24 protein-coding genes, 1 tRNA gene and 1 pseudogene are annotated in these 25,401 nt (G+C 66.6%); 9 read left to right on the top strand and 17 right to left on the bottom strand.

The window, feature by feature from the left end:
- Positions 1–12: 12 nt before the first annotated feature.
- The 5 genes from kasA to aceE all read right to left on the bottom strand — a co-directional run bounded on the left by kasA (position 13) and on the right by aceE (position 6,909).
- A complete protein-coding gene (kasA, locus tag ACJH7A_RS01190) occupies positions 13–1,263 on the bottom strand; it encodes a 3-oxoacyl-ACP synthase KasA (protein ID WP_212812164.1) in 1,251 nt (416 codons plus the stop codon).
- The gene (gene acpM, locus ACJH7A_RS01195) at positions 1,260–1,553 is read right to left on the bottom strand and encodes a meromycolate extension acyl carrier protein AcpM (RefSeq protein ID WP_061006272.1); all 294 of its coding nucleotides are present in this window, start codon (positions 1,551–1,553) and stop codon (positions 1,260–1,262) included. Before acpM ends, kasA begins: the two co-directional genes overlap by 4 nt.
- Before the next feature lie 92 nt (positions 1,554–1,645).
- Positions 1,646–2,578, bottom strand: coding sequence for an ACP S-malonyltransferase (locus ACJH7A_RS01200; protein ID WP_212814883.1), 933 nt, complete (start codon positions 2,576–2,578; stop codon positions 1,646–1,648).
- Positions 2,579–2,776: 198 nt separating this feature from the next.
- A complete protein-coding gene (locus tag ACJH7A_RS01205) occupies positions 2,777–4,021 on the bottom strand; it encodes a PucR family transcriptional regulator (RefSeq protein WP_406801306.1) in 1,245 nt (414 codons plus the stop codon).
- A gap of 98 nt (positions 4,022–4,119) precedes the next feature.
- Positions 4,120–6,909, bottom strand: a complete 2,790-nt coding sequence (gene aceE / locus ACJH7A_RS01210; RefSeq protein ID WP_406801307.1) for a pyruvate dehydrogenase (acetyl-transferring), homodimeric type — start codon at positions 6,907–6,909, stop codon at positions 4,120–4,122.
- A 209-nt stretch (positions 6,910–7,118) separates the two neighbouring features.
- Between aceE and ACJH7A_RS01215 the strand changes: the two genes are divergently transcribed.
- The 4 genes from ACJH7A_RS01215 to ACJH7A_RS01230 all read left to right on the top strand — a co-directional run bounded on the left by ACJH7A_RS01215 (position 7,119) and on the right by ACJH7A_RS01230 (position 8,851).
- On the top strand, positions 7,119–7,601 hold the full coding sequence (locus ACJH7A_RS01215; protein WP_406801308.1) for a hypothetical protein: 483 nt from the start codon (positions 7,119–7,121) through the stop codon (positions 7,599–7,601).
- Between the two features lie 107 nt (positions 7,602–7,708).
- The gene (locus tag ACJH7A_RS01220; protein WP_020104234.1) at positions 7,709–8,131 is read left to right on the top strand and encodes a DUF3052 domain-containing protein; all 423 of its coding nucleotides are present in this window, start codon (positions 7,709–7,711) and stop codon (positions 8,129–8,131) included.
- A gap of 148 nt (positions 8,132–8,279) precedes the next feature.
- Positions 8,280–8,735: a peroxiredoxin gene (locus ACJH7A_RS01225; RefSeq protein WP_138248534.1), complete on the top strand. Its 456-nt coding sequence runs from the start codon at positions 8,280–8,282 to the stop codon at positions 8,733–8,735.
- 41 nt (positions 8,736–8,776) lie between these two features.
- Positions 8,777–8,851, top strand: a tRNA-Val gene (locus ACJH7A_RS01230).
- A 42-nt stretch (positions 8,852–8,893) separates the two neighbouring features.
- Here the strand turns inward: ACJH7A_RS01230 and ACJH7A_RS01235 are convergent.
- The 5 genes from ACJH7A_RS01235 to ACJH7A_RS01255 all read right to left on the bottom strand — a co-directional run bounded on the left by ACJH7A_RS01235 (position 8,894) and on the right by ACJH7A_RS01255 (position 12,791).
- Positions 8,894–9,604: an MgtC/SapB family protein gene (locus tag ACJH7A_RS01235; RefSeq protein ID WP_163693127.1), complete on the bottom strand. Its 711-nt coding sequence runs from the start codon at positions 9,602–9,604 to the stop codon at positions 8,894–8,896.
- Positions 9,605–9,817: 213 nt separating this feature from the next.
- Positions 9,818–10,921 (bottom strand): hypothetical protein, encoded by a 1,104-nt coding sequence (locus ACJH7A_RS01240; RefSeq protein ID WP_406801309.1) that lies wholly within the window; start codon positions 10,919–10,921, stop codon positions 9,818–9,820.
- A gap of 93 nt (positions 10,922–11,014) precedes the next feature.
- On the bottom strand, positions 11,015–12,217 hold the full coding sequence (locus ACJH7A_RS01245) for a YncE family protein (RefSeq protein ID WP_138248537.1): 1,203 nt from the start codon (positions 12,215–12,217) through the stop codon (positions 11,015–11,017).
- A gap of 18 nt (positions 12,218–12,235) precedes the next feature.
- Positions 12,236–12,469: a hypothetical protein gene (locus tag ACJH7A_RS01250; protein ID WP_138248538.1), complete on the bottom strand. Its 234-nt coding sequence runs from the start codon at positions 12,467–12,469 to the stop codon at positions 12,236–12,238.
- Positions 12,470–12,515: 46 nt separating this feature from the next.
- Entirely contained in the window at positions 12,516–12,791 is a 276-nt protein-coding gene (locus ACJH7A_RS01255) for a DUF4242 domain-containing protein (RefSeq protein WP_138248539.1), read from the bottom strand.
- Between the two features lie 327 nt (positions 12,792–13,118).
- On the opposite strand from ACJH7A_RS01255, the gene ACJH7A_RS01260 reads away from it, so the two are divergent.
- On the top strand, positions 13,119–14,306 hold the full coding sequence (locus ACJH7A_RS01260) for a PGRS repeat-containing protein (protein WP_163692683.1): 1,188 nt from the start codon (positions 13,119–13,121) through the stop codon (positions 14,304–14,306).
- Positions 14,307–14,375: 69 nt separating this feature from the next.
- Positions 14,376–17,264, top strand: a complete 2,889-nt coding sequence (locus tag ACJH7A_RS01265; RefSeq protein WP_406801310.1) for a BTAD domain-containing putative transcriptional regulator — start codon at positions 14,376–14,378, stop codon at positions 17,262–17,264.
- Between the two features lie 62 nt (positions 17,265–17,326).
- On the opposite strand, the gene ACJH7A_RS01270 is transcribed toward ACJH7A_RS01265, so the two are convergent.
- Both ACJH7A_RS01270 and ACJH7A_RS01275 read right to left on the bottom strand, forming a co-directional pair.
- Positions 17,327–17,902 (bottom strand): hypothetical protein, encoded by a 576-nt coding sequence (locus ACJH7A_RS01270; RefSeq protein ID WP_406801311.1) that lies wholly within the window; start codon positions 17,900–17,902, stop codon positions 17,327–17,329.
- Between the two features lie 17 nt (positions 17,903–17,919).
- On the bottom strand, positions 17,920–18,489 hold the full coding sequence (locus tag ACJH7A_RS01275) for a hypothetical protein (protein ID WP_406801312.1): 570 nt from the start codon (positions 18,487–18,489) through the stop codon (positions 17,920–17,922).
- Positions 18,490–18,736: 247 nt separating this feature from the next.
- Between ACJH7A_RS01275 and mddA the strand changes: the two genes are divergently transcribed.
- The gene (mddA, locus tag ACJH7A_RS01280) at positions 18,737–19,561 is read left to right on the top strand and encodes a methanethiol S-methyltransferase (protein WP_226521356.1); all 825 of its coding nucleotides are present in this window, start codon (positions 18,737–18,739) and stop codon (positions 19,559–19,561) included.
- Here mddA and ACJH7A_RS01285 read toward each other — a convergent pair whose 3' ends face one another.
- From ACJH7A_RS01285 to ACJH7A_RS01305, 5 genes and pseudogenes are all read right to left on the bottom strand, one after another.
- A complete protein-coding gene (locus ACJH7A_RS01285; RefSeq protein ID WP_226521357.1) occupies positions 19,562–20,356 on the bottom strand; it encodes a carboxymuconolactone decarboxylase family protein in 795 nt (264 codons plus the stop codon).
- A 16-nt stretch (positions 20,357–20,372) separates the two neighbouring features.
- A complete protein-coding gene (locus ACJH7A_RS01290) occupies positions 20,373–21,185 on the bottom strand; it encodes a mycofactocin-coupled SDR family oxidoreductase (RefSeq protein WP_406801313.1) in 813 nt (270 codons plus the stop codon).
- A complete protein-coding gene (locus ACJH7A_RS01295; RefSeq protein ID WP_406801314.1) occupies positions 21,182–22,012 on the bottom strand; it encodes a mycofactocin-coupled SDR family oxidoreductase in 831 nt (276 codons plus the stop codon). The genes ACJH7A_RS01290 and ACJH7A_RS01295 overlap by 4 nt, the downstream gene beginning before the upstream one ends.
- A 20-nt stretch (positions 22,013–22,032) precedes the next feature.
- Entirely contained in the window at positions 22,033–23,490 is a 1,458-nt protein-coding gene (locus ACJH7A_RS01300) for an aldehyde dehydrogenase family protein (RefSeq protein ID WP_406801315.1), read from the bottom strand.
- Positions 23,487–23,630, bottom strand: a pseudogene (locus ACJH7A_RS01305) (cytochrome P450); the annotation flags it as partial. The pseudogene ACJH7A_RS01305 and the gene ACJH7A_RS01300, both read right to left, overlap by 4 nt.
- Positions 23,631–23,734: 104 nt before the next feature.
- On the opposite strand from ACJH7A_RS01305, the gene ACJH7A_RS01310 reads away from it, so the two are divergent.
- Together ACJH7A_RS01310 and ACJH7A_RS01315 are read left to right on the top strand one after the other, a co-directional pair.
- Positions 23,735–24,868, top strand: a complete 1,134-nt coding sequence (locus tag ACJH7A_RS01310) for a tyrosine-type recombinase/integrase (RefSeq protein ID WP_103799478.1) — start codon at positions 23,735–23,737, stop codon at positions 24,866–24,868.
- 170 nt (positions 24,869–25,038) lie between these two features.
- Positions 25,039–25,401 (top strand): transposase (locus tag ACJH7A_RS01315; protein ID WP_406801316.1); only part of this gene is annotated, 363 nt, incomplete at its 3' end.

A 25,401-nucleotide genomic window follows, 5' to 3' on the forward strand; every position in this document is an offset into this window, starting at 1 on the left:
TGTCCCTTCGACTTAATAACGCCCAAAGGCCAGGGCGACATTGTGTCCACCGAACCCGAACGAGTTGTTGATGGCGTACTTGTAGTCGCCATAACGAGGCTCGCCCGCAACAACATCGAGATCGATGGCGGGATCCGGCGTCTCGTAGTTGAGCGTCGGGGGGATGACCCCGTCGCGCAACGCGAGCACCGTCAACACGGACTCCAGCGCACCGACCGCACCGATGGAGTGGCCGAGCGCCGACTTCGGCGCGTACACCGCGGCGTTCTGACATCCGGCGACGCGGATGGCATTGGCCTCGGCGGTGTCACCGATCGGGGTGGCAGTGCCGTGGGCATTGACGTGGTCGATGTCCTTGGCGTCCAGCCCCGCGGTCTCCAGTGCACGCTTCATCGCGGCACCGGCGCGCACGCCGCCGTCTGCCGGGGCCACCATGTGGAACGCGTCCGAGGTGATACCGGCACCCAGCAGGCGGGCGATCGGCTTGGCGCCACGCGCCAGCGCGTGCTCTTCGGTCTCGATGATCATCATCGCGCCGGCTTCACCGAACACGAAGCCGTCACGATCCTTGTCGAACGGCCGCGACGCACCCGCGGGATCGTCGTTGCGGGTCGACATGGCGCGCATCATCGAGAACGCCGCGATGGGCAGTGCCTCGATGCCGCCTTCCACGCCACCGACGACGGCGAAGTCCGCGTCGCCCATGACGATCTGACGCCAGCCGTGGGCGATGGCCTCAGAACCCGACGAGCACGCCGACACCGGGGTGATGACCCCGGCGCGGGCGCCCAGCTCCAAGCCGGCGACCGCAGCCGCGCCGTTGGGCATGATCATCTGAACGGCGAGCGGGCTGACCTTGCGGATGCCGCCCTCGTTCATGGCGTCGTAGGTTTCGACGATCTTCTCGCCGCCACCGAGACCCGTGCCGATCACGACGGCGAAACGGTCGGGATCGACCTCGGGCGCACCCGCGTTCTTCCACAACCGTCGCGCCAGCACGAGCGACATGCGCTGCACGTACGAGTTACGGCGCAGTTCGACGCGGGTGAGCTCGGCCTCGAGATCGTCGACCAGGTGGCCACCGATACGCACCGGAAGGTCCCACTTGGTGACGAAATCGTCGGTCAACTCACGGATGCCGCTTTCGCCTGCCAGGAGGCCCTTCCACGTGCTCTCGATGTCAGCAGCGAGCGCCGTGGTTGCCTCCACGGCGGTCACCACGACGTTCGGGAAGCCTCCGTTAGCCGTGGAAGGCCTGGTCACTTGCTGAACTTATCGCGCAGCGCGGCAGCAGCCTCGGGGTTCTCTTCCTCGAGCTTCTGGATGTAGGCGACGACGTCACCAACGGTGCGCAGGCCGGCCAGGTCCTCGTCCGGGATCTTCACGCCGTACTTGTCCTCGGTCTGGACGGCGATCTCGACCATCGACAGCGAGTCGATGTCCAGGTCGTCGACGAAGGACTTCTCGGGGGTCACCTCAGACGGCTCGATGCCGGTGACCTCTTCGATGATCTCGGCGAGGCCGGCGATGATTTCTTCTTGACTGGCAGCCACGATGGCTCCTTCTTTTTGTTGTGTCGGCACACCGGATTTGGTGTGCCGGGTCGGTTGATTCGGGTTGGTTGCTTTTCAGGCCTACAGCCCTGTCAGAACTCGGTGAGTCCGTCCAAATCTGCGGGGGTCTTGATGGCGAAGGTGGGCACGCCCTTGACTTCGCGCTTGGCGATACCGGTGAGGGTGCCCGCCGGGGGGAACTCGATGATGCCGGTCACTTCCTGGCCTTCCTGTGCGGCACTGAAGCGCTTCCGCATCGTTTCCGAGCACAGGTCCCAGCGGACCGGGCGGGTCATCTGGGCGACCAGCTTGGCCATGGCGTCCGCGGCGTCGGCGACCGGCTGGCCGTCGGCGTTGGACAGCAGCGTGGTGGTCGGCTCGCTGGGGGTGACGGTCGCCGCGGCAGCCGCGTACGGCTCCTGCGCCGAGCCCATGAAGTGCGTGTGGAAGGCGCCGGCGGTGGCCAGGACACGGACGCGGGCCTTGGCCGGCGGATCCTCGGCCAGCTTCTCCAGCGCCGAGACGGCACCGGCCGCGACGATCTGACCCGCCGCGTTGCGGTTGGCCGGGACCAGTTCCAGGGCTTCCAGACGTGCGAGCACCTCGGCCTCGTCGCCACCGAGCACCGCGGCCATGCCGGTGGGCTCCAGGGCGCAGGCCTTGGCCATCTCGGCGCCGCGGGTGGCGGCGAGCTTGATGGCCTCGTCGGCGGAGATGACGCCCGCGATGGCGTAGGCGGCGATCTCGCCGACCGAGTGGCCGGCCACGATCGTGGTGGCACCGGCCAGGAGGCCGCGCTTGGTCAGCTCTTCGTGTGCGAGCAGCGTGGCCGCGACGACCAGCGGCTGGGTCACCGCGGTGTCGGTGATCTCCTCGGCGGTCGCCGTGGTGCCCAGCTGGGCGAGATCGAGACCGCTGATCTCCGACCAGGTGGCCAGACGGTCAGCCGCACCGGCCAGCTCCAACCATGGGGTGAGCATGCCGGGCGTCTGAGATCCCTGCCCGGGGGCAAGCAGCGCAAGCACAGGTGTTTGAGGCACGGATTAAGAAAACACTGTGAAGCGGGATTTATGCCGTGTAAGAGATTATGAACCTGGTCTTAAAGTTTTGTGGAATGTCTACAAAAACGCACGTTATGCAACGTTGGCGAGACCTGGCTGCGATGTGGATCACAGTCGGGGGTCGATAGCTACCGGCGGGTAGGTTTGCTGTAACTGTGCTGATCAGGCCGTTTGCTGGTTGGCTTGAGCGGGGGTACGGCTCAATCGACCCACTGTCGAGGCCACTCGGAGCACATAGGCGTCCCTGGGCACCATCGGATCGCGGCCGGTGAAGTCCGCGATCCGGCGCAGCCGGTACCGGACGGTGTTTGGATGAACGAACAATTTACGGGCGCACGCTTCTATGGCGCCGCCGGCGTCGAGGTAGGCGTCGAGCGTCTCTGTCAGCGCCGGACCCGCGTCTGCCAGCGGCCGGACGACCTCGAGTTCCAGGGCCGCGATGGCCGTGCGGTCCCCGAGCAGGGCGCGTTCGGGCAGCAGTTCGCGCGCGGCGACGGGGCGCGGTGCACCCGTCCAGCCGCTCACCGCATTCATTCCGGAGATGGCTTCGGTGGCGCTGTAATGGGCGGCTGCCAGCGTGGCGGCGGTCGGGCCGATGACCACCGGGGCGTCGGCGAACACGCCCATCAGTTCGCCCAGGAACCGATCGGTGGGCGAGATCTGTCCGGAGATGATGGCCACCAGCCAGGTGCCGTGGACGTCGGACAGGGCGACGCGACCGTTGCGGCTGGCGACGTCGTGGACGTCCTCGCTGGCCAGATCGGCGCGGTCGGGTTGCGGGTAGCCCACCACGACGGTGGCGGGCGCGGTGGCGTCCCAGTTCAGTGCCGCCGCCTGCGACTGCAGGCTGGTGCCGACGTCGCCACGCACCACGGCGTCGACGACGTTGGCCTCCATCCGGGTGTCCCAGGCGCCGCGGGCCTCGGCCTGGTCGGCGTATGCGCTGGCGGCGGCAAAGGCCAGGTCGCGGCTGTAGCGCAGGATGCCGGCGGTCAATGCCGTCAACTGTTCCTCGGTGCGGGCCAGCAGCGGCACCACTTCCTCGAAGAACTCCATGGTGGTCCGCACCATCTCCACCGACTGCCGCAGCGCGATGCGTCGCCGCAGGTCCTGGGGCACGACCTCGAAGGCCTCCGCGGTGTAGCTGACGTCGCTGTTGGGGTCGCGCATCCACTCGACGAAGTTGACGACCGCGGTCTGCACCACCAGATGCACGCTGGCCCGCTGCGAGGCCTCCAGTTCGGCGAAGAATGGCAGCCGTTCTTCGAGGGCGTGCACCGCCTGCGTCGCCAACGTGCCGGAGTACTGCTTGAGGCGACGCAGCACCGTCTCTGGGACGTTCTCGAGCACTTCGAGTGTCGACTTGGGCGGCACGAACCGCTTGCCGCTGGTCGCGTTGTCGGGCATGACTAAAAGCTACGCCTGATTTCTGGAGACTTCTGCCAATCCGGCCGCGCTGAGATGACGGTTTCTGACAGAAACCGTCATCTCAGCGTGCGCGGGCTCTACGCGCTGCCGGTGTCGGCGTACGACACCTCGGCGGCCGAGACGTCGTCGATCCGGTACTGCTTGGCGGCCGCGACGGCCACCGACGGGTCGATCTCGCCGTCGCGAGCCAGGGCCTCCAGCACCGCCACCACCACCGACTCCGCGTCGGTGTTGAAGAAGCGGCGGGCCGCCGGGCGGGTGTCGGAGAAGCCGAACCCGTCCGTGCCCAGCGTGACGTAGGTGTTCGGTACCCACGGGCGGATCTGCTCGGGCACCGCGCGCATCCAGTCGGATACCGCGACCACGGGGCCCGCGGTCTTCGCGAGCTGGGCGGTCACGTACGGCACGCCGGCCTGCTGGTCCGGGTGGCGCAGCGCGTGCCGGTCGATGTCCACGCCGTCGCGGTTCAGCTCGCCCCAGCTGGTCACCGACCACACGTCGGCGGCTACGTCCCAGTTCTCGGCCAGCAGGTCCGCCGCCCGCAGTGCCTCGGGCATCGAGACGCCCGACGCCAGGATCTGCGCCGTGCTGGAGCGCTTCTCCGGCGCGACGCGGTAGCGGTACATGCCGCGCAGGACGCCTTCGGGGTCGAAGTTCTCGGGCTCGGCCGGCTGGACGTACGGCTCGTTGTAGATGGTGATGTAGAAGTAGACGTTCTCGGAGTTCTCGCCGTACATGCGCTCGAGGCCGCTCTCGATGATGTACGCGATCTCGTAGGCGAACGCCGGGTCGTACGACACCACCGCGGGGTTGGTGGAGGCCAGCAGCAGCGAGTGACCGTCCGCGTGCTGCAGGCCCTCGCCGGTGAGCGTCGTGCGTCCGGCCGTGGCGCCCAGCACGAAGCCGCGGCCCATCTGGTCGGCCGCCGCCCAGAACCCGTCGCCGGTGCGCTGGAACCCGAACATCGAATAGAAGATGTAGATCGGGATCATCGGCAGGTCGTGCGTGGCGTACGACGTCGCGACCGCGGTGAACGACGCCGTCGACCCGGCCTCGTTGATGCCCTCGTGCAGGATCTGGCCGACTTCGGATTCCTTGTACGCCAACATCAAATCGGCGTCCACGGCGGTGTAGAGCTGGCCGTTGCGGTTGTAGATCTTCAGGCTCGGGAACCACGAGTCCATGCCGAACGTGCGCGCCTCGTCGGGAATGATCGGGACAATGCGTGGCCCGATGTTCTTGTCCCGCAACAGTTCTTTGAAGGTGCGCACCGTCGCCATCGTGGTGGCGACGGCCTGGTTACCCGAACCCTTCTTGAGCGATTTGTAGACGTCGCGGCCCGGCAGCGGCAGCGGCTTGGACTTGGTGCGCCGCTCCGGCAGGAAGCCGCCGAGCGCCCGGCGCCGGTCGAGCATGTACCGGATTTCCGGCGACTCGGAGCCCGGGTGGTAGTACGGCGGCAGGTACGGGTTCTCTTCGAGCTGGGCGTCGGTGATCGGCACCCGCGTCGCGTCGCGGAACTTCTTGAGGTCGTCGAGCGCCAGCTTCTTCATCTGGTGCGTCGCGTTGCGGCCCTCGAAGTGGCTGCCCAGCGTGTAGCCCTTGATGGTCTTGGCCAGGATCACGGTCGGCTGGCCCTTGTGCTCCATCGCGGCACGGTAGGCGGCGTACAGCTTGCGGTAGTCGTGGCCACCGCGCTTGAGGTTCCAGATCTCCTGGTCGGTCATGGGGTCGACCAGTGCCTTGGTGCGGGGGTCCCGGCCGAAGAAGTGGTCGCGGACGTACGCGCCGTCGTTGGCCTTGTAGGTCTGGTAGTCACCGTCGGGCGTGACGTTCATCAGGTTCACCAGCGCGCCGTCCTTGTCGGCGTGCAGCAGGGCGTCCCATTCGCGGCCCCACACCACCTTGATGACGTTCCAGCCGGCGCCGCGGAAGAACGACTCCAGCTCCTGGATGATCTTGCCGTTACCGCGGACCGGTCCGTCCAGGCGCTGCAGGTTGCAGTTGACGACGAACGTCAGGTTGTCGAGCGCCTCGTTGGCGGCGACCTGGATCAGGCCACGGCTCTCGGGCTCGTCCATCTCGCCGTCGCCGAGGAAGGCCCACACATGCTGATCGCTGGTGTCCTTGAGGCCGCGGTCGTGCAGGTAGTGGTTGAAGCGCGCCTGGTAGATGGCGTTCATCGGGCCCAAACCCATTGACACCGTGGGGAATTCCCAGAAATCGGGCATCAGGCGGGGATGCGGGTACGACGGCAGGCCGCCGCCGGCGTGGCTGTGCTCCTGCCGGAAGCCGTCCAGTTGGTCGGTAGACAGCCGGCCCTCGAGGAAGGCGCGGGCGTAGATGCCGGGGGAGGCGTGGCCCTGGATGAAGATCTGGTCGCCGCCGCCGGGGTGGTTCTTGCCGCGGAAGAAGTGGTTGAAGCCGACCTCGTACAGCGACGCCGAGGATGCGTACGTCGAAATGTGGCCGCCCACACCGACTCCCGGCCGCTGGGCGCGGTGCACCATGATCGCGGCGTTCCAGCGGATCCAGCGGCGGAAGCGGCGCTCGACCTCTTCGTCACCGGGGAACCACGGCTCCAGGTCGGTGGGGATGGTGTTGACGTAGTCGGTGGACGTCAGCGCGGGGATGGACACGCGCATCTCCCGCGAGCGCTCCAACAGCCGCAGCATCAGGTAGCGGGCACGCGCGGGCCCTGACCGACCCAACAGGTCGTCGAACGATTCCAGCCATTCGGCGGTCTCGTCTGGGTCGATGTCGGGTAGGTACGACGCGACACCATCACGGATCACCCGGACCCGGTCGGGTTCGGCTGAGGTACTGGAGTTTTGAGCCAGGTCTTGGCGCACGAACTCAGTGGTCAACTGCCACTCCTTGGTATTCGATTTTGGGGATGCTTTTGGCACTGCCCATCGTCCCCCCATCGTTGCGCAGATTAGGCGTTGGGGTGGGCTACCGGCGAGTACGCGTTCGGATGCCCGCGATTGACACATCAACCCTGTACGGTCAGCTGATGATGACCAGCGCGGCTAGTGTGTCGCGGCTTCGCGCAGCCGCTTTGGTATCCGGAGGCGTGGCGGTATCCGCCATGATGCTCGTCGGCTGCAGTAAGTCCGTCGAGGGCAGCTCGACGGTCGACCAACCGGGCGCCGCGGCATACCGCACCTCGGTGTCGCTGTCCGCGGCTGCGTCGGCCAGTTCCAGTTCGTCGAGCGCCTCCGCGGCGGCGACGGAGGCCGCGTGCCAGACGTTCGTCGACACCGGCAAACCGGCGATGCAGGCCGTGAACGCCTACGTCGACGCCGAGAACGCCGGTGGCACCGACGCCGCCAAGCTGCAGGCCGCGGTCGACGCGCTGCACAACGCCGCGGACGCGGTGACCAAGAGCGCCACGACAGTGCAGTCGGACACCCTCAAGGCGGCGCTCGCCGGCTGGTCGGCGGCGGCCCAGTCGTTGGCGACGGCGATCAGCACCAATGCGTCGACCTCGGATTTCAACACGGCGGTCGACTCGTTCAATGAGGCCAAGTCGGCCACCGAGACCGCGTGCGAGTAACGCCCGCACATCAAAGATGTGTCTTGCGTCGAATGAATCGTCGTCGCATGCGACTATTGGGTTCCACACATACAGGCTGCAAACAGGCAGGTTAGAGGAGGACACCGGTGGCCGCGGCGGACGCGCCGAACTACGCCCAGAGACTGGGCATTCACAAAGATCAGATCGTCCAGGAGCTGGGCTGGGACGAGGACACCGACGACGACATCCGCGCTGACATCGAAGATGCCTGCGGCGGAGAGCTTCTCGACGAGGATTCCGACGAAGTGGTGGACGTCGTGCTGCTGTGGTGGCGCGATGATGACGGTGACCTGGTGGACCGCTTGATGGACGCGATCACCCCGCTGGCCGATGACGGCGTCATCTGGGTGGTCACTCCCAAAACCGGCAAGGGTGGCCACGTCCAGCCCGCCGAGATCGCCGAGTCCGCGCCCACCGCCGGGCTGGTCGTCACCTCGTCGGCCAACCTCGGGGACTGGATCGCCAGCCGCCTGGTGCAGCCCAAGTCGAAGGCCGCGGGCCGGCACTAGTGCGGTTGGCTGTTGTGCCGCGGCTGGACGGTGCGGCCGCCTCTGTGCGGCAAATCCGTTGTCGGTGGGCCGTCGTCGCGTCGAGTGCAACCACACGGCGGAAAACCGGCCTGCTTTCCGCCACCACGTTGCGTTCGCGGGTTCGGTCATGATCGACGTCGGGTCCGTCGCACCGGACTTCACGCTCAAAGACCAGCACGGTCGCGCCGTGACGCTGTCGGCGTTACGCGGCCGGAACGTGTTGCTGGTGTTCTTCCCGCTGGCGTTCACCCCGGTGTGTGCGGGGGAGCTCGGCGAGATTCAGGACAACCTGGCCCGGTACCGCAATGACTCGGTGGAAACGCTGACCATCTCGGTCGGGCCGCCGGCCACCCACAAGGTGTGGGCGCGCGAATCGGGCTTCGAGTTCCCGATCCTGTGCGACTTCTGGCCGCATGGCGCGGTGGCCCAGCTCTATGGGGTTTTCAACGAGGTTTCCGGGTACCCGGACCGAGGCACGTTCCTCGTCGACCGGGAGGGCATCGTGCGATTCGCGGAGTGCACATCGCCTGGCGAGGCGCGCGACCAGTCGGTCTGGGTTTCGGCGCTGAACGCGCTCGACTGATTTTCCCTTGGCCGCCATCGGCGTGTAGCGTGCCCGAGGCGGGGCGCGTAGCTCAGTGGTAGAGCTCTGGTTTTACACACCAGCGGTCGGCGGTTCGATACCGTCCGCGCCCACCAAATTTCCCCTGGTAGCGGCCTTGTCGGCCGCCGGGGTGCGGTCTAGTCGACCGGGCTCATGTCGTCGGCGCTCCAGCGCACCGCGGTGACGGCCGGTGCCTTGATGACATCGGCGAGGGCCGCCTCGATGCGGTGGTCGTCGCGTTCGTCGGCGATGACGGTGGCCGTGATGCGCACCCCTTCGTCGTCGGGCAGATCGACCGCGGAGATGGAGCGCACCGTGAGGTTGGGGTGCGAGATGGCGTCGAAGATGAGGCTGCGGATGTGCAGCTCGGCGGTCGTGGCGCACCGTACCTCGAACCGGTATTCGGCAGAGGACTCTTCGGCGCCCGGACGGCGGTGCCGGTCCAGCGTGCGTCCCACCGGCCGCAGGAAGATGTTGGCGGCGATCACCGCGCAGCTTCCGATCACGGCGGGGATCAACAGTCCGCCGCCGGCCAGGGCGCCGATGGCGGCGGAGGCCCACAGGGTGGCCGCGGTGTTGAGTCCGGAGATCGTGGCGCCCTGCTGCATGATCACGCCGGCGCCGAGGAAGCCGATGCCGGACGCGACCTGGGCGGCGACCCGGGTCGGATCGGCATGTTCCCCCGCGAAGGTGTAGCCACCCATGATGACGAACAGCGTCGACCCGAGGCTGACCAGTGCAGCCGTGCGCAATCCGGCATTGCGGGACCGCCACTGACGCTCCAGCCCGATCGCCGCGCCGAGCCCCAGGCCGGCGGCGATCCGCAGCGCGATATCCAGTGTGTCGATCACCCTTGTGCTCCGGTTGCTTTCGAATTCCGGGGCGCGCTCTCGGCGCGTCCGCGGCTGCGACGGCAGTAGGGGCGGATGGTAAGGATCGACTACGAACTCAAGGTGAACGGCGGGCGACCTGTGGTCACCGTGAGGCGCGGATATCGTTGATTCAGTGCGTATTTCGCATTGCTGCGGCTGTCTGTGAGTTACCTCCGGATGTGCTGGGCCTCAGGCGGCGGCCTGCGATGTCGACGTGACCTTCTTGCCCTGGGACTTCTTGCCGGACTTCGTCTTCGGCTTCTTCGGGGCGGTCTGCTTCTCGGCCTTGCTGCCGGTGTCCGACGTGCCTGAGCCGGCGTTCGAGTTGGTTGTTGCCCCGGTCGTGTCGGGCTTGGCGCCGGAGTCGGTGTCGTGCTTCGTCGTCGAGACGGTGTCGGGCGCCGTTGAATCCTTGGTGTCTGTCGGATCTTTGGGGTCTGCCAAGTCTTTGGTGCCCGTCGTCGGCGGCGTGGCCGATGTCGGTGCAGGCTTGACCGCGGGCTTGATCTTCGTTGCGGTGATCTTCGGGATTGCGGTGGCCGCGACCCCGGCTGCCGGGGTCGGCGTGACGGCCGCGATCGGCGCCGGCTGGGTCGCCAATGCGTTGGCAATGGTGTTCTGCGCGAACGCGATTCCGTCGATGACCTTGCCGGCGCCGGTGTTGAGGCCTTGGACGACGAGTTTGACGCCGTCGACGACGGCAGTGGCGAGGTTGCCGATGTTGATGGGCAGTAGGGCCGCCACGATGTTCTGGGTGGCGATGATCGCCGAGGTCGCGACAGCGTTGAACCCGCCGAGCAGACCGGTGCCGAGACCGATCAGCGCGACCGGGACTGCTTGCACCAACGCCTGGTCCACCGCCAGCACGCGTTGGTCGCGCGCTATCATGGACAACAGGATCGGCCCGCCGATGACGGTCACCGCGCCGATGACTCCGGCTTCGACAGTGCCGAGGGCGCCGACGAAGTCTCGGGCCAGAACCTGCTGCGCGACGGTGACCACGAGTCCCGGGATGGCACTGATGGTCTGCCCGACGCCCTGGCCTGCTTTGGCCAGTCCCGCCCCGATTGTCACGAAGTCGGTGATCTGGTTGGCGACCCACTGCTTGAACGCGGGGAACTGCAGGATGTCTGCGATGGTGGCGGTGAACTGGATGTTCGGCATTTGGACGCTGTGTATCACCGGTGCGGGGAGGGCCCTCAACACCGGTGGCGGCGGAGCGGCGACGATGACGCCTGCGGCCATGACGGCGGCGGCGGTGGGCAGGCTCAAACGGGCTGTGAGGGTATGCATGTGAAGCTCCTGACCGAGAGGGAACTCAAGCAATATTGACGGTAGCGACAAATTTGCCTCGGTGCTGAGCAATCGCCAAAGTTCGCGCCGCTGTCAGTGCTGCGGTCGGTGCCCGTCGGGGTGGAAGGTGCCGGGCGCCATTTTTGGGGCCTCGGGTTCGGATGCCAGGGTGCGTCGCAGGCGCTGGCCCAATTCATGGTTCTGCACGGGCTTGCCCACGTGCGGCGCGAGTGTGCGCGCGATGGCCTGCAGCACGGGCTCTCGCGGTGGGATCGGAATGAAATGGTCGCCGATGACCAACCAACCGCCGCCGCCGGCGGCCGCGCCACCGAACAGCTTGCCGACCAGGTCGGGCAGGTCGAGGCCGCCGGCCGGAAGGTGCAGTTGAGCGAGCACCGACACCGTGTTGTTGTACCGGTTGGTGACGTAGATTCGCGAGCCGTCGGGCGAAACGGCAATGGCCCCTGCGTAATTCCCGATGTTGACGGTATCCGTCACCGTCATGGTGGCGGTATCGATCCGACTCACGTCGCCGGTCAGTTGGGTGACGTAGACCGCCGAACCATCGGGCGCGACGGCGATGTCGGTGAGCTCTTCGCCGAGTGGGAAGGTGACGCTGGTGGTGACCGCGCCGGCGCCGACATCAACGATGGTCACATTACTGGTGGTCAGACCGAACTTGACGTCGCCCTGCACATAGAGCCGACTGTTGTCGGGGCTGACGACGAATCCGCCGATCGGCTTGCCGACGTCAATGGTCTTCACGATGTTGTGGCTCGTGGTGTCGATGACCCAGATCAGGTCTCCGCCGTAACCCGCGACGTAGAGGCGGGCGCCGTTGGGGCTGACGGCGAGGTAGTACGCGTCGTCGACCTTGATGGTTCCGGTCACCGTATTGGTGGCGGCGTCGATCAGCATGACTTTCGGGTCGGAAGTGCCATCGGTATCGCCGCCTGAAGCGAGATAAACGGTGGAACCGTCGGGGTGAACCGCCGCTGTGCCGGCCCAGCCGGACAGCACCACGGCCACAACGGATTTGGTGCTGACGTCCATCACCGACAACCCGCCCAGATTGTTGCAGTACAGCCGCGTACCGTCCGGGTGTACGACCAGCTGCTGGGCGCCGGGTAATCCGATGCCGGGCCCGATGGTGTCGACCACGGTGTTGCTGACCGTGGCGATCACCGAGACCGTCGGATTGGCGATGTTTCCGACGTACAGGCGGTCACCGGCCGGACTCGCCGCCGCCGCCGTCGGTCCGCCGCTCTCCGGAATCGTTGCGATGACTGCGAGCATGGCGAAAGCTCCCTTGGCCTAAAGGGATTCGACAACCCGGGTCGCGGTCGGCAGGTCGACACCGGCCTCGTCGCGGTACGCCTTGATGGCCGCGATCTTGTTGCCGGCGGCCAGTAGTTCGAGCACGCGGTTCGACACCTGTGTTTGCGCCATCGACCGCACATCGGGCAGTGGGATGCCGGTCTGCGCGTAGAGATGTCGGACCAACTGTTCCAGCGCCCCGAGCCGCTCGTAGATATCGTTCGTCGTCACGTCGCCAGTGTGGCACCTATGCGCCGGCTGTGGGCCGAAAGTGCCATCAGGTATCGGCGGACTCGGGGCCGAATTCGTTGGCCAGCACCGCGACTTTGTCGGCGGGGAAGCCACCTCGACGTGCGTGCTCACGGATCGCGTCCTCGCTGGGCGCCTCGTGGACGCAATAGATCTTGTCACCCGCCACGTAGCTGGTGATCCAGCGATAGGGGACGCCGAGGTTCGCCACGACATCGTTCGACTTCGTCGCGATGTCGGCCAGCTCCGCCTCGGTCAGCTCGCTGGCTCCCGGAATCTCCCGCTCGATGAGGTAGCGCTTCATGATCTCTCCGTCCCTGGGTCTGGTGTCCGCAACTGTCGTCGCGGTCGTCTCGAAGAATGCGTTGCCTCGATTGCCGTGGCCTTGACGGAATCCTGAAATCTGCAGGTCACGGCGGTGCACAGCGGGCCGCTCGGCTCAGTTTCGCCGGCCTGTGTTTCACAACTGCTTCAGCGGCGCGCAACGGCCCCGGTAGACCGTCGACCGGTCCGATGGCTTCGTCGGGCAACGACCTGATCGGGAACGGAGAAGACGGTGGTGGACATGAAGTCAGTCGGGCGGGTGGGTCCGCCGGTAATTGCTTTGGGTATTGGAATCGCCATGCTGCCAATGGCATTCGCTTCGCAGGAGGCGTCATCTGCGCTGCCGCGCCATGTCGATGTGGTGACGGTGCGGGCCGCGACGCAAGCGGAGCCAACCAGGGCTGCCGCGCACTCCGCGGATCCGACCGCGCCGCGTACGTCAGTGGAACCCGTTGTGGTGCAACCGCGGTCAGGTGATTCCGTCGACGGTCCGCACGTGGTCGCGAGCCGTCCACCGCACCACGAGCCACGGGTGCGCGTCGCGGGCGACACGGCGCTCGTCTTCGGTCCCGCGCTGCTCGCCGCTACGACGGTGCGCACGCCCGCCGGGGGCGGGGCGCCGACGGCGCTTCAACCGGGCGTCGGCGGCGATCCTCTGGGTGAGCTTGTCGGCATCTTCGTGAGCAACGGCGACGCACCGGGTGAGAACGGCGGGCTGTTGATCGGCAACGGTGCAGATGGAGCCGCGGGCCAGAACGGCGGCCGGGGCGGACTGCTCTTCGGCAACGGCGGCAAGGGTGGCGATGCGACCGCAAACCAGGGACCGGGGAACGGCGGCAACGCGGGCTTGTTCGGAAACGGCGGTGACGGCGGCGCGGGTGCCAACGCGTCATCGGCCGATGGCGGTATGGGTCATCCGGGCGGCACCGGCGGGAACGGCGGCAGCATAGCCGGCAATGGTGGCAATGGCGGTAGGGGTGGTAACGCCACCAATGTCGGTACCGCGGTGGGTGGCACCGGCGGACATGGCGGCAGAGCCGGGACATTCATCGGGACGGGCGGCCGCGGGGGTGACGGCGGTAACGGCGCGAGCAGCCAGGGTCAGGGTGTCGGTGGTAGTGGCGGCGCGGGTGGCGACGGTGGATTCTCCGGGACCGGCGGCGCGGGCGGAGCCGGTGGCAGCGGAGCGGGGGTGAGCGCCAGCGGCGGCTACGCCGGTTCCGGCGCGAATTCACAAGTCGGCAGGGGTGGCGCCGGTGGAACCGGCGGCGCGGCGTCGTCGACGTCGGGCGCGGCCAAAGCGGGCGGCGGCGGTCACGGCGGCAACAGCGGCCCGCTGAGCACCGGCGGCCGTGGCGGCGACGGCGGAAATGCCACCACGAAAACCGGGACCGCCAAGGGAGGCGACGGTGGTGACGGCGGTAGTCCGAAAGGTACTGGCGGTACCGGCGGCCAGGGCAACAACGGCAATGGCAACAATGGCAGCAACGGGTAGGTGGTGCACCGGCACTGATTGCCGCGATTGCCGGGCGTCGCGCCGAAACTTGGAGGACGCTGTACGTCGATGGCGGTGGAGTTTCGGGTGCTCGGCGACGTCGAGGTGCTGGTCGATGGCCGGCGCCTCGACGTCGGTCATGCGCGCCAGCGGTGCGTGCTGGTGTCATTGCTGGTCGACGTCAATCGTCCGGTGTCGTCCGATCAGCTCATCGACCGGGTGTGGGCCGATGAACCGCCGCACAAGGCGCGTAATGCTTTGGCGGCGTACATCTCTCGACTGCGTCAGCTCTTCTCGGACGCCGATGGCGTGCAGATTGTCCGGGGGCCTGCCGGCTACGCGCTGCAGGCCGATCCGCGTACCGTGGACGTGCATCTCTTCCGGGACATGCTGGCCCGGGCTCGGGCGGCGTCCATCCCGGCCGAGGCCGCCGGCCAGTTCGACGCCGCACTGGCGCTGTGGCGCGGGGAGCCGTTCGCCACAATCGACACGCCGTGGGCCAACGAGGTGCGGGGTTCGCTTGAAGCCGAACGGTTTTCCGCGGTGCTCGATCGTAATGACGCGGCGCTCGGTGCGGGGCGCCACGGTGAGTTACTCAATGAGCTGACGACGACGCTGCAGGCACATCCGCTCGATGAGCGGGTGGCGGGACAGCTGATGCTGGCGCAGTACCGGTGCGGGCGACAGGCCGCCGCCCTCGATACGTACCGCGCGATGCGCGAACGGCTTGTCGAGGAACTGGGCGTCGACCCCAGTCCGGCCCTGCAGGCCGTCCAGCAACAGATACTCGACGGTGATCCCGCGCGGCCCGTCGCGCAACCCGCTGCGGCTGCCGCTCCGGCGACGGAACCCGTCGTTCCGCGGCGCGTAACCCGGCTTGTCGGTCGCGACGACGACGTACGGCGCGTGCTGTCCGCGTTCGGCGACGGGCCGGTCGTCACCCTCACGGGAGTCGGCGGCGTCGGCAAGACCCGGCTTGCCCTCGAAACGGCGGCGCGCGAAGAGAGCAATTTCGTTGACGGCGTGTGGGTTTGCGAGTTGGCGCCGCTGAGTGACGGCTCGGCCATCGGCCGCGCCGTCGCTGCCGCGCTGCGGGTGCAGGCCGGGTACGGCCAGGACGTCGACGATGCCGTGATCGATCATCTGCGTCCGCTGAAACTGCTGCTGGTCATCGACAACTGCGAGCACGTCCTCGCCAACGCGGCCGCCCTGATCGACCGGATCACCTACGAGTGTCCCGGCGTGCGGGTATTGGCGACGAGCCGAGAATCCCTCGGGGTGGAAGCCGAACGCCTCGTGCCGGTGCATCCGCTGTCGGAGGACGATGCCGCCGTGCTGTTCGTCGACCGGGCCAGGGCCAGCCGGCCCGACTTCGACCCCGATCGCGAGCCGGCGGGTGCCGTGGCGGAAATCTGCCGGCGGCTCGACGGCGTGCCGTTGGCCATCGAGCTGGCCGCCGCCCGGATGCGGGCGATGTCGAGTGGGGACGTCGCCCGCCGACTGGACCGGTTACGCCTGCTCAGCGGCGGTAAGCGCGGCGCGCACCCGCGGCAGCAGAGCGTCACCGCGACAATCGACTGGTCCTACCGATTGCTCTCCGAAACCGAACAACAGTTGTTCGCGCGATTGTCGGTGTTCGCGGGCGGGTTCGATCTCGACGCGGTTCACGGTGTGTGCGCCGATGCCGGCACCACCGACGATGACGTGTTGGACATGCTCATGGGCCTGGTCGACAAGTCGATGGTCATGGTGCGCACCGGCCCGACCGGCACCCGCTACGACGTCCTGGAGACATTGCGCGCGTACGGGCGGGAACGCCTGCAGGACAACGGGACCGCCGACGCGGTGGCGTCGCGCCACGCGACGTACTTCGTCGAACTCGCCGAGCGCGCGTCGGCGGGAATGCGCGGCCGTGACGAAGCGGCCTGGGTGCAGCGGGTACTGCCCAAGGCCGGAACGACTTTTGTCGCACCGGATTTCGACAATCTGCGGACGGCATTCGAGTTCGCGATGGCGAGGCACGACATCGACCTGGCGCTGCGGCTGGCCACGTCGCTGCCGGAGATCCACCTTCGGGTGGGTTATGACCCCATGGACTGGGTGGAGCGGGCGATCCAGGCCGCCGACCGCCAACATCCGTTGTTTCCGGCCGCGGTCGGCACCGTCGCGCGCGGCTACCAGGTACTCGGGGAGTTCGCGCACGCGCGGACGATCATCGCCTTGGCGGAAGGCCGCGAGCCGGCCGCGGGTGTGTCCTTTCTCGCGTACCCGGCCGATGTGCTCGCCGACGTGGTGATGAATGACGGCGACTTGTCGACCAGCACAGCATATTTCGAGGACCTGTTCTTCCGGTCGGGCGAAGGCACCGATCCACTGCGGAGGCTGCTGGCGGCGGAGCGGATCTCCCTCGGATACCAGGCGATGGAGACCAACGACGCGGCGTTGCCGGCCGCGCGGGAAGCGGTGCGGATCGCTGACAGCGTCGGGAACCCCACGGGACGGGCGCTGGCGCGCTGCGCGCTGGCACGGGCGCTTGCCGTCAGCCGGCCGGACGATGCGTTGCCGATCATCAGCGACGCCCACGAGTTGGCCTCCGCCGTGGAGAACACCTGGCTCATCGCCATGGCCGAAATGGAGTCGGCGACCATTCACGCCGCCCGCGGTGACCGGCGCGCGGCAGCGCGGGGCCACCACGTGACACTCGAGATGTTCGTGATCGCCGGACCGTCCAAAGTCATTCCGTTGCAGTGGGACAACCTGGGACGCATGGCGCGGTTCCTGCTGCAGGCGGGCGCCACCGCAGAAGCCGCGGCGCTGCACGGGGCTGCCGTCGCGGCAGGCCGGCGACCACCGCTCAACGCCGCCGAGGTGGCGCAGTTGGACGGCGTCGAGGGCGTCGTGCTGACGGGTACGGAAATCGTCGACTACGCGCGAACGGTGTTGCGCCGCTTCATGTGAGACGCGCAGAACTTGTCGGACCCTTCTGCTTTGATGGTGTCATGTCCACCACCGCCGGTCGGCTAGGAACAGCACCCGTCGCAGACGCCGGGCGCGGTGAAGTCCTTGGTGATCTGCTGGCTGATCTGCGTCCGCGCACCACCGTCGGCGTCGATGAATGTTGCCGCGGCATAGATCTCGTCGAGGTCTTCGCCGGTGACCCGGTCGGGGTCGTACCACTTGGTGCCGTCGGCATCGAGGTCGTAGGTGCGCACCGACAACTCACGCTGGTATTCCAGGCCGCCGGGGCCGGCCCGGAGAAAACCGCCGGCATCCGAATGTCTGTGCGGCACTCTGAGGTAGGCGATGCTGCTGTCTCCCTCGTGGCCATGGCCGTCGTCGTCCTGCAGGTAGTAGACCATGTGGCCAGGCTTGGCCGGGTTGTCGTCGATGTGGATGAGGTAGCCCTCTGCGTCGGCCTGCGTCATCGGGAAGACGCCGCGGATGGTCACCCGGTACGAGCCCGGCTTCCCGAAATCAGGGCAGAGGAAAAGCGTTGCGCCGCTGGGCTTGGGAGCCGCGACCGCGGGTGCGGTGGTAACGGCGGACACGGCGAGTACGGTCGCGGCGAGCTTCACCGGCCATGAGTGGTTGTTCACTGTCGTTTCCTTGCGTCTCAGTGGCAGCAGCCGTCGCAGATGCCCGGCACCTCGAAATTGCGCGTGATCACCTGCGTCACGGCACGCCGTTCGCCGCCACCACCGTCGCGGAACGTCGCGACGGCATAGACCTCGTCGACGTCGTCGTCGGACCCGGGCTGCCGGTAGTCCTCGTTGAAATTCGGTCGGGGGACGACCATTTCGCGCCGGTACTCGAGGCCACCGGGGCCCGCTTGCAGATAGCCCTCACTCGTGGTCTGGGTCGTGGGGTAGAAGCCGTAGCCGATGTCGTAGTCGGAGTTGTTGCCGGGATTGTCGGCCTTGAGCTGAACGCGCAGCCCGCCGGGACCGGAGCCACCGGGATGATTGCCGTCGTTCATGTGGATGAGGTAGCCGGCCGCGTCGGGCTGCTGCATCGGATAGGCGCCTTTGACCGTGATCCGGTAGCTGCTCGGGTTCCCGATGTCTTGGCAGATGTAGAGCATGGCGCCGTCGGTTTGCGCGGGCGCCGCTACGGCGGTGCCGGCACCGAGGCCGACGATCGTCGCGGCGGCGGCCACGCCGCCCAGGTGGATGATTCCGTTCATTGCTGCTCTCCTCTGGCAGTGGGGGTTGTCGCACTGACGGTGCGCGACTGGCGTTGCCCGCTGCTGAAGAAGTCGTGAAAGGCGCAGGTGACCGGCACGCGCCGACGGCGGAAGCAGGGCGCACGAGGTGTGTGTGTCTACCGGGGACCGCGTTGACCTCGGCATTTCATAGCGGTGCAACGTTTGGTGCAGAGCCGGGACGCATCGTCGGGTGACTACAAAACTGCACTACCCGAGAGGAACTCCCATGAGCCCCACACCGCCGCCGGATGTCGTTGCCGGACCGAAGATCACCAGCTGCCCGGTGCTCCGTCACCCCGCCCACCGGCCCGACGATCGACCGGGAGTCCGCGCGGCCGCGCTGGCCTACGGCGCGGTGAGCTACGCGTTATTCCTCGGTGTGTTCCTGTACGCCATGTGGTTCGTCGCCGATGTCATCGTGCCGCGCAGCGTCGACCGCGCAATCCACGCGCCGGTCGGACAAGCGGTGATCATCGACCTCGGCTTGTTGAGCGTTTTCGCGGTCCAGCACAGCGTGATGGCCCGGCCGGCTTTCAAACGGTGGTGGACCCGTTTCGTGCCGGTCGCCATCGAGCGGAGCACCTACGTGCTGTTCGCGTCTGCGGCGCTCGCCCTGGTGTTCTGGCAATGGCGCTCGATCGACACGGTGGTGTGGCAGGTGGATTCCGAGCCGGCTGCCGTGGCGCTGTACGCACTGGCGACCGCGGGCTGGATGACGGTGCTCGCTTCGACGTTCATGATCGACCACTTCGAACTCTTCGGCGTCCGCCAGGTGGTGCTCGCGTGGCAGTCGAAGGCCCACGCGGACAAGGGTTTCCGCACGGTGCTCCTCTACCGGCTGGTGCGGCACCCGCTGATGCTCGGATTCGTGGTCGCCTTCTGGGCCACGCCGACCATGACGGCCGGGCACCTGCTGTTCTCGCTCACCACGACCGGGTACATCCTGGTGGCAATCCAGCTCGAGGAGCGCGACCTGATCGCCGCGCTGGGCGAGCAGTACCGTGCGTATCGCGACCGCGTGCCGATGCTCGTGCCGAAGTTGTGGCGGTGATCAGCCCGCCTCGGCCGCCCACTCCTGCGTCACGCGCCGTTTCTGCTCGGCGGCAACCTGACTCAGATGTGCGGCTTTCGGCCATCCGCAGTGTGCGGCGAAATGCAGCATCAGTTCGTCCATCTCGTCGAACGACACGTCGCGGCTCTTCAACGCGGCGTAGACGTGGCTGACGATGGGAAACGGCGCGTCCTGGAAGGCCACACAGGCCACGGTGATCAGGCGCCGTTCCTTTCTCGCCAGCCCGGGCCGCAGCCACATTTCGCCGAAGACGAAGTTCAAGATACCGGCGCCCTGGAATGGGTTGTCCTGGCCCGGTGCGAACGGCAGGCAGTTGATGTCCTTGAAGCACTGCGCGCCGGCGGCCAGGCGTTCTTCGGGGTCACTGGGAGTGGGAAGCGGCAGCAGCGGTTCGGGCTCGGGTACCGGCAGGCCCCGCTCCTGATGGATGCGGTTCCACTCCTGGTCGACGATCATGTTGAAGCGGGAAGCCTTCGGCCAGCCGGCATATACGGCGAAGTGCAGAATGGTTTCCCGCATCTCGACGATCGTGATGTCACCACTGTTGAGGGCAGCGTAAGCATGCGCGCGCAACGGATCTTCGGCATCGGCGTCGGCGACGCAGGGGAGGGTGATGAAGCGCCGTTCGCGCCGGCTCAGGCCCGGCCGCTGCCACACATCCCCGAAGATGACGTCCATCAAGTGGTCGTCCACCGGGGTGGATTGCGGTGGCGCGGCAACCGTCATGACTTCGGCGTAGGCCAGCCTGCCGCGCTCGGTGTCCAGCTCTGTCATGCTCGTCCTCTCTGGCTCACCGAATGGTGACGCCGGCATCGACTTTGAGTTCGAGGCCCGTGACGTAACGGGATTCGTCGGACATCAGGTACAGCACCGCGTTGCTGATGTCGATGGCCTCGGCCATGACGACCGGTAGAGCATTGGAGAAAAGCGGTGCCAGATCAGGCCGCGTCTCCCGGATCAGGGCGTGCAGGGACGGCGGCTGCATTCCGGTCGGCACTCCGGTGGGATGCACTGTGTTCACTCGAACACCCTGCGCGGCAACCTCATTGGCCAGGCTCTTGCTGAGCCCCACGATCCCGTGCTTGGACGCGGTATAGGGGAGGTGAAGCGGTGTCCCTTTGGTACCGGCAGCGGAGCTGATGTTGACGATGCTGCCGCCGCGGTCGATCAGGTGGGGCAGCGCCGCTGCGCAGGTGTTCCACGTCCCGATCAGGTTCACATCGACCACGGCGCGCCATTGTTCTGCGGTGGTGGTGTCCCACGTGCCCGCGGTGAGGACCCCGGCATTGGCAATGGCGCCGTCGAGGCCGCCCAACTGCTGCACGCCGTCGTCGACTGCCGCGCGCAACGCGTCGGCATCGCGGACGTCGACGACGTACGTCGCGGCGCGGCGTCCGGATTCCCGCACCAGTCTGGCGGTTTCGTCGAGATCGTCGCGCGTGGCCAGTGGGTACTCGAGGACGGCGAGGGACTCGCAGATGTCCGCGAGAATGAGATCGGCGCCCTCCTCGGCGAGGCGCACCGCGTGGCTGCGGCCCATCCCGCGGGCCGCGCCCGTGATCAATATCTTCTTGCCGGCGACTCTGCCGGTGCCGGCATTCACAGCTTGTTGCAGAAGCCGGCGTCGACCGGAAGCGTGACCCCGGTGATGTATTGCGCGGCATCGGAGGCCAGGAAGGCGACGGCGTGGCTGATGTCTTCTGGTTCGAGCAGCCCGACAGGCATGGGGTTCTGCAGATGTGGGCCGCCATCGGGGTAGTTCTCCAGAAACGCCGTCATGGCCGGATTGACCGCCATCATGGTGTTGACGGCGGTCGGGTGCACGGTGTTGACCCGGATGCTCTGTGGGGCAAGCGCATTGGCCAGTGTTCGCATGAGGCCGACGATGCCGTGCTTGGACGCCGCATAGCCCAGACCGCCGGCCTGCGAACCGCCGAAGCCCTTCAGTCCGGCAGTGGAGCTGGTGAAGATGATCGACCCGCCGCGTCCGCCGGCGATGATGTGGGGGATCGCGGCCTTGGCGGTGTGCAGGGCGCCCGTCAGGTTGACGTCGATGACGTCGGTCCACATCTCGAGTTCTTCTTCGATGGTCAGCTCACGGAATGCCATCGTGGCGATGCCGGCGTTCGCGCAGACGATGTCGAGGCGACCGAATTGCTCGACGCCGGCATCCACCGCTGACTTGAGTTCGGCGAAATCACGGACGTCGGCGACGGCGGCGACGATCTTGCCGCCCACTGATTCGACGAGAGCCACGGTTTCGGAGAGCTCGTCACGGCTGGCCATGGGGTAGCCGTTCGACGCGATGTCGGCGCAGATGTCGACGGCGATGATGCCGGCGCCTTCTCTGGCCAGATGCACGGCGTGGCTACGCCCCTGCCCACGGGCCGCTCCGCTGATGAAAGCGACCTTCCCGTCCAACGATCCCATCTGAACTCCTTGCCGTGTACTCAAAGTTGGGTGTAAACCGTCTTGGTCTTCAGGAAGCTCTCGATCCCGTCGCGCCCCCATTCATGCCCCCAGCCGGACTGCTTGTAGCCGCCGAACGGCATCGAATGGTCGAACACCATCTGGCAGTTCAGCGTGACGGTGCCGGCGTCGAGCCGTTTGGCGAGCCGGTGTGCGCGGCCGATGTCCTTGGTCCAGGCCGTCGCGGCCAGTCCGTACTCGGAATCGTTGGCCAGGGCCACGACCTCGTCGTCGTCATCGAACGGCAGGATCGCGACCACCGGCCCGAAGATCTCCTGCTGGTACAGCCGCGCGGTGGGCGCGACATCGGTGAGAACCGTTGGGTGCACGAAGAATCCACTGCGATCCAGCCGGTCTCCGCCGGCGACTATCTCGACGCCATCCCTGCGGCCCCCATCGATGAAGCCCAACACCTGGTCGAGCTGCTTGGCGCTGATGATCGGGCCGATCAGGACGCCGTCTTCTGTCGGTGCACCGAGCTTCACCGAGTTCGCGATGTTGGCGACGCCCTCGACCACCTTCTCGTACACGCTTCGCTGGGCGAAGATTCGCGATCCGCTGATGCAGCCCTGCCCGGAATGGATGAAGATACCCATCGCCGCCATCGTGATGGCGGTGTCCAGGTCGGCGTCGTCGTAGATCAGCACCGGTGACTTGCCGCCCAATTCGAGCGCGACCCGCTTGAGATTGCCACCGCCGGCGGCTTGCACGATCTGCTTGCCCACTTCGGTGGAGCCGGTGAAGGCGACCTTGTCGACGCCGGGATGCGCGGTGATCGCCGCGCCGACCGTGTGGCCGTATCCGGTGACGAGGTTGACCACGCCGTCCGGTACGCCGGCCTCGGCCAGGATTCGCTCCAGCAGCAGGGCCGAAAGGGGCGTCTCCTCAGCGGGTTTGACGACGCAGCTGCACCCCGCGGCCAGCGCGGGCGCCAGCTTGGTGCACGCGTTGAACACCGGCCCGTTCCACGGGAAGATCAGCCCGACAACGCCGTAGGGCTCTTTGAGTGTGTAGGCGTGCATGGTGGTGAAGGCGCCGGTGATGCCGCCGGTCTGCTGCACATCGTGGGCGATGCCGTTGACCTTGGTGCACCAGCCCGCGTAGTAACGGAACGATTCGGCGCACGTCGACATGATCATGAACGCCTGGAAATACGGCATTCCGGTGTTGAGGGAATCGATCTGGGCGAGTTCGTCGGCGTGCTGGTCGATCAGATCGGCCACCCGCCACAGCACCTTGGCCCGCTCGTTGCCGGGCAGCCCGCTCCACACCCCCGAGGTGAAACTCGCGCGCGCACGGGTCACGGCAGCGTCGACCGCTTCGGCGCCGCCGTCCCGGAATTCGGCGATCACCTCCTCGGTGGCGGGGTTGATGATCGCGATGACGTCCCCGTGGCCCGGCCGGTTCGTGATGTCTTCCAGGACCGACTGCACCGTCATCGCCGCACCTCGGTGAACTCGATGTGCAGCTCGGTGAGGCCGCGCAGCAGGAACGTCGGCTCGTAGCCGTAGTTGCGATGGCCCGGGGCGCCATGCTTGGCCTCGCTGATCCGGATGTCGCGCATCCGATCGAGGAATCTGTAGGTCTCAGGGATTGTGCGCTGCGTGTCGATAGCAGAGTCCGCATCGGCGTGTCGAATGCAAATCTGTAGGTAGTGCCTTCTGTATCGGTTACGTTCGGTTCATGCAGCCGCGGTACCGGTATGAACGCGCGGTTTCCGTTGGATCCGTGCCCGTGTTTGTTGTGGTGGATCGGACCTACACGCAGCATCCGGAGGCGGGCGAGTATCTGCTTTGGTTGAGGGATCGAGACATGTCTCCAAATACCCAGCGGATGTATGCAAGCCGGATCGCTCGGTTCTTGTCGAGTTGTGACCAATTGTCGGTTGATTGGCGGCAGTTGGACTGGGACGTGTTGCGCGGCTACCGCGATCAGCTAGTCCATGAGCTACTGGAACGCGGGGGGCAGAGGAAAGCAAGCACGGTGAACTCGCATATGCGCTGTGTTGTGGACTTCTGCATCTTTGCGGTGCACATGGGCTGGATGCCGCCCGAACTTGTCCGGCAGTTGCAAGCTCGCGTCCGACCGCCGAAGACTGGACTCCCGGCTTCGGGTTATCGGGACTCGATGCTGGTGACGCAGCCGTTGACCAGCGTATTGAAGTTGCGGGAAGCCAAGAGCCGACCGAGAACTGTTGAGTATGAGCATCTTGACTTGGTCGCCGGTGCGGCGGTGAACGCACGGGACAGGTTCTTAGTGGTGTTGCTGCTGCAGACCGGTTTACGAATCGGTGAGGCGCTAGGCTTGCGCCGCAATGATTTGCATTTCCTTCCCGATAGCCGCAATGCCGGTTGCCGGCTGCAGGGCCCGCACTTGCACATCGAGAGGCGGGTGAATCCGAACGGCGCATTGGCGAAAAGCCGTAATGAGAGAACCGTTCCTGTGACTGCTGAATTGGTGGACTTTTACGTCGACATGATGTTGGAGAAGGTAGAGGCGATTCCTGCCGAGCATCACTCGGACATGGTGTTTGTGAACACGTTCCGCGAGCCACTAGGGGATGCGCTGTCTTATGACGCCATTCGCTACATCTTTGACGCGATCTCAACCAGGGTTGGCTACCGGGTCACTCCTCACGTTTTGCGCCATACCTGCGCATCGCATTGGCTCGATCATGGTACGGATCGAGATGTGGTGCAGGAACTGCTCGGTCACGCGGCCCCTCAATCGACAGAGATCTATTTGCATCCGCGGAGTAAGCGGCTACGAGAAGCAGTGGAGCGGGCGTCGTGGCGGGTTCAGCGAGTGCGGCAATGACGGCACGAGCCCGATCTACGGCCTCTCGGTTGCAGGGAGCAATGATCAGAACCTGTGGATGAGCCTCGGCGAGGCGGCGTAGGAAAGGGCGCACCTTCCCGAGGATGATCTGAATGTCGAAGGTCTGATCAAGAGCCGGCGTTGGCGCGCTGGTTCGGGAAGGTACGCCCATGCTCACGGTAGTTCACGATGCGGATTCATCCAACGAGGATGCTGGCTCGTCGCGGTCGTTGCTCGATGAGATTGTCCGCGACGGTGCCCGCCAGATGCTGGCCGCAGCGTTGCGGGCTGAGGTCGCCGCCTACATCGAGGCTCATGCCGGTGAGCTTGATGAGAACGGGCACCGGCTGGTGGTGCGCAATGGCTATCACCGCGAGCGCGAGGTGCTCACCGCGGCGGGCGCGGTGAGTGTGACCGCGCCGCGGGTCAATGACAAACGTGTTGACCCGGACACTGGTGAGCGGCAACGGTTTTCCTCGGCGATCCTGCCGGCGTGGGTGCGCAAGTCGCCGCAGATGACCGAGGTGTTGCCG

The organism is Mycobacterium sp. SMC-17 (assembly GCF_045310915.1).
GTDB lineage: Bacteria > Actinomycetota > Actinomycetes > Mycobacteriales > Mycobacteriaceae > Mycobacterium.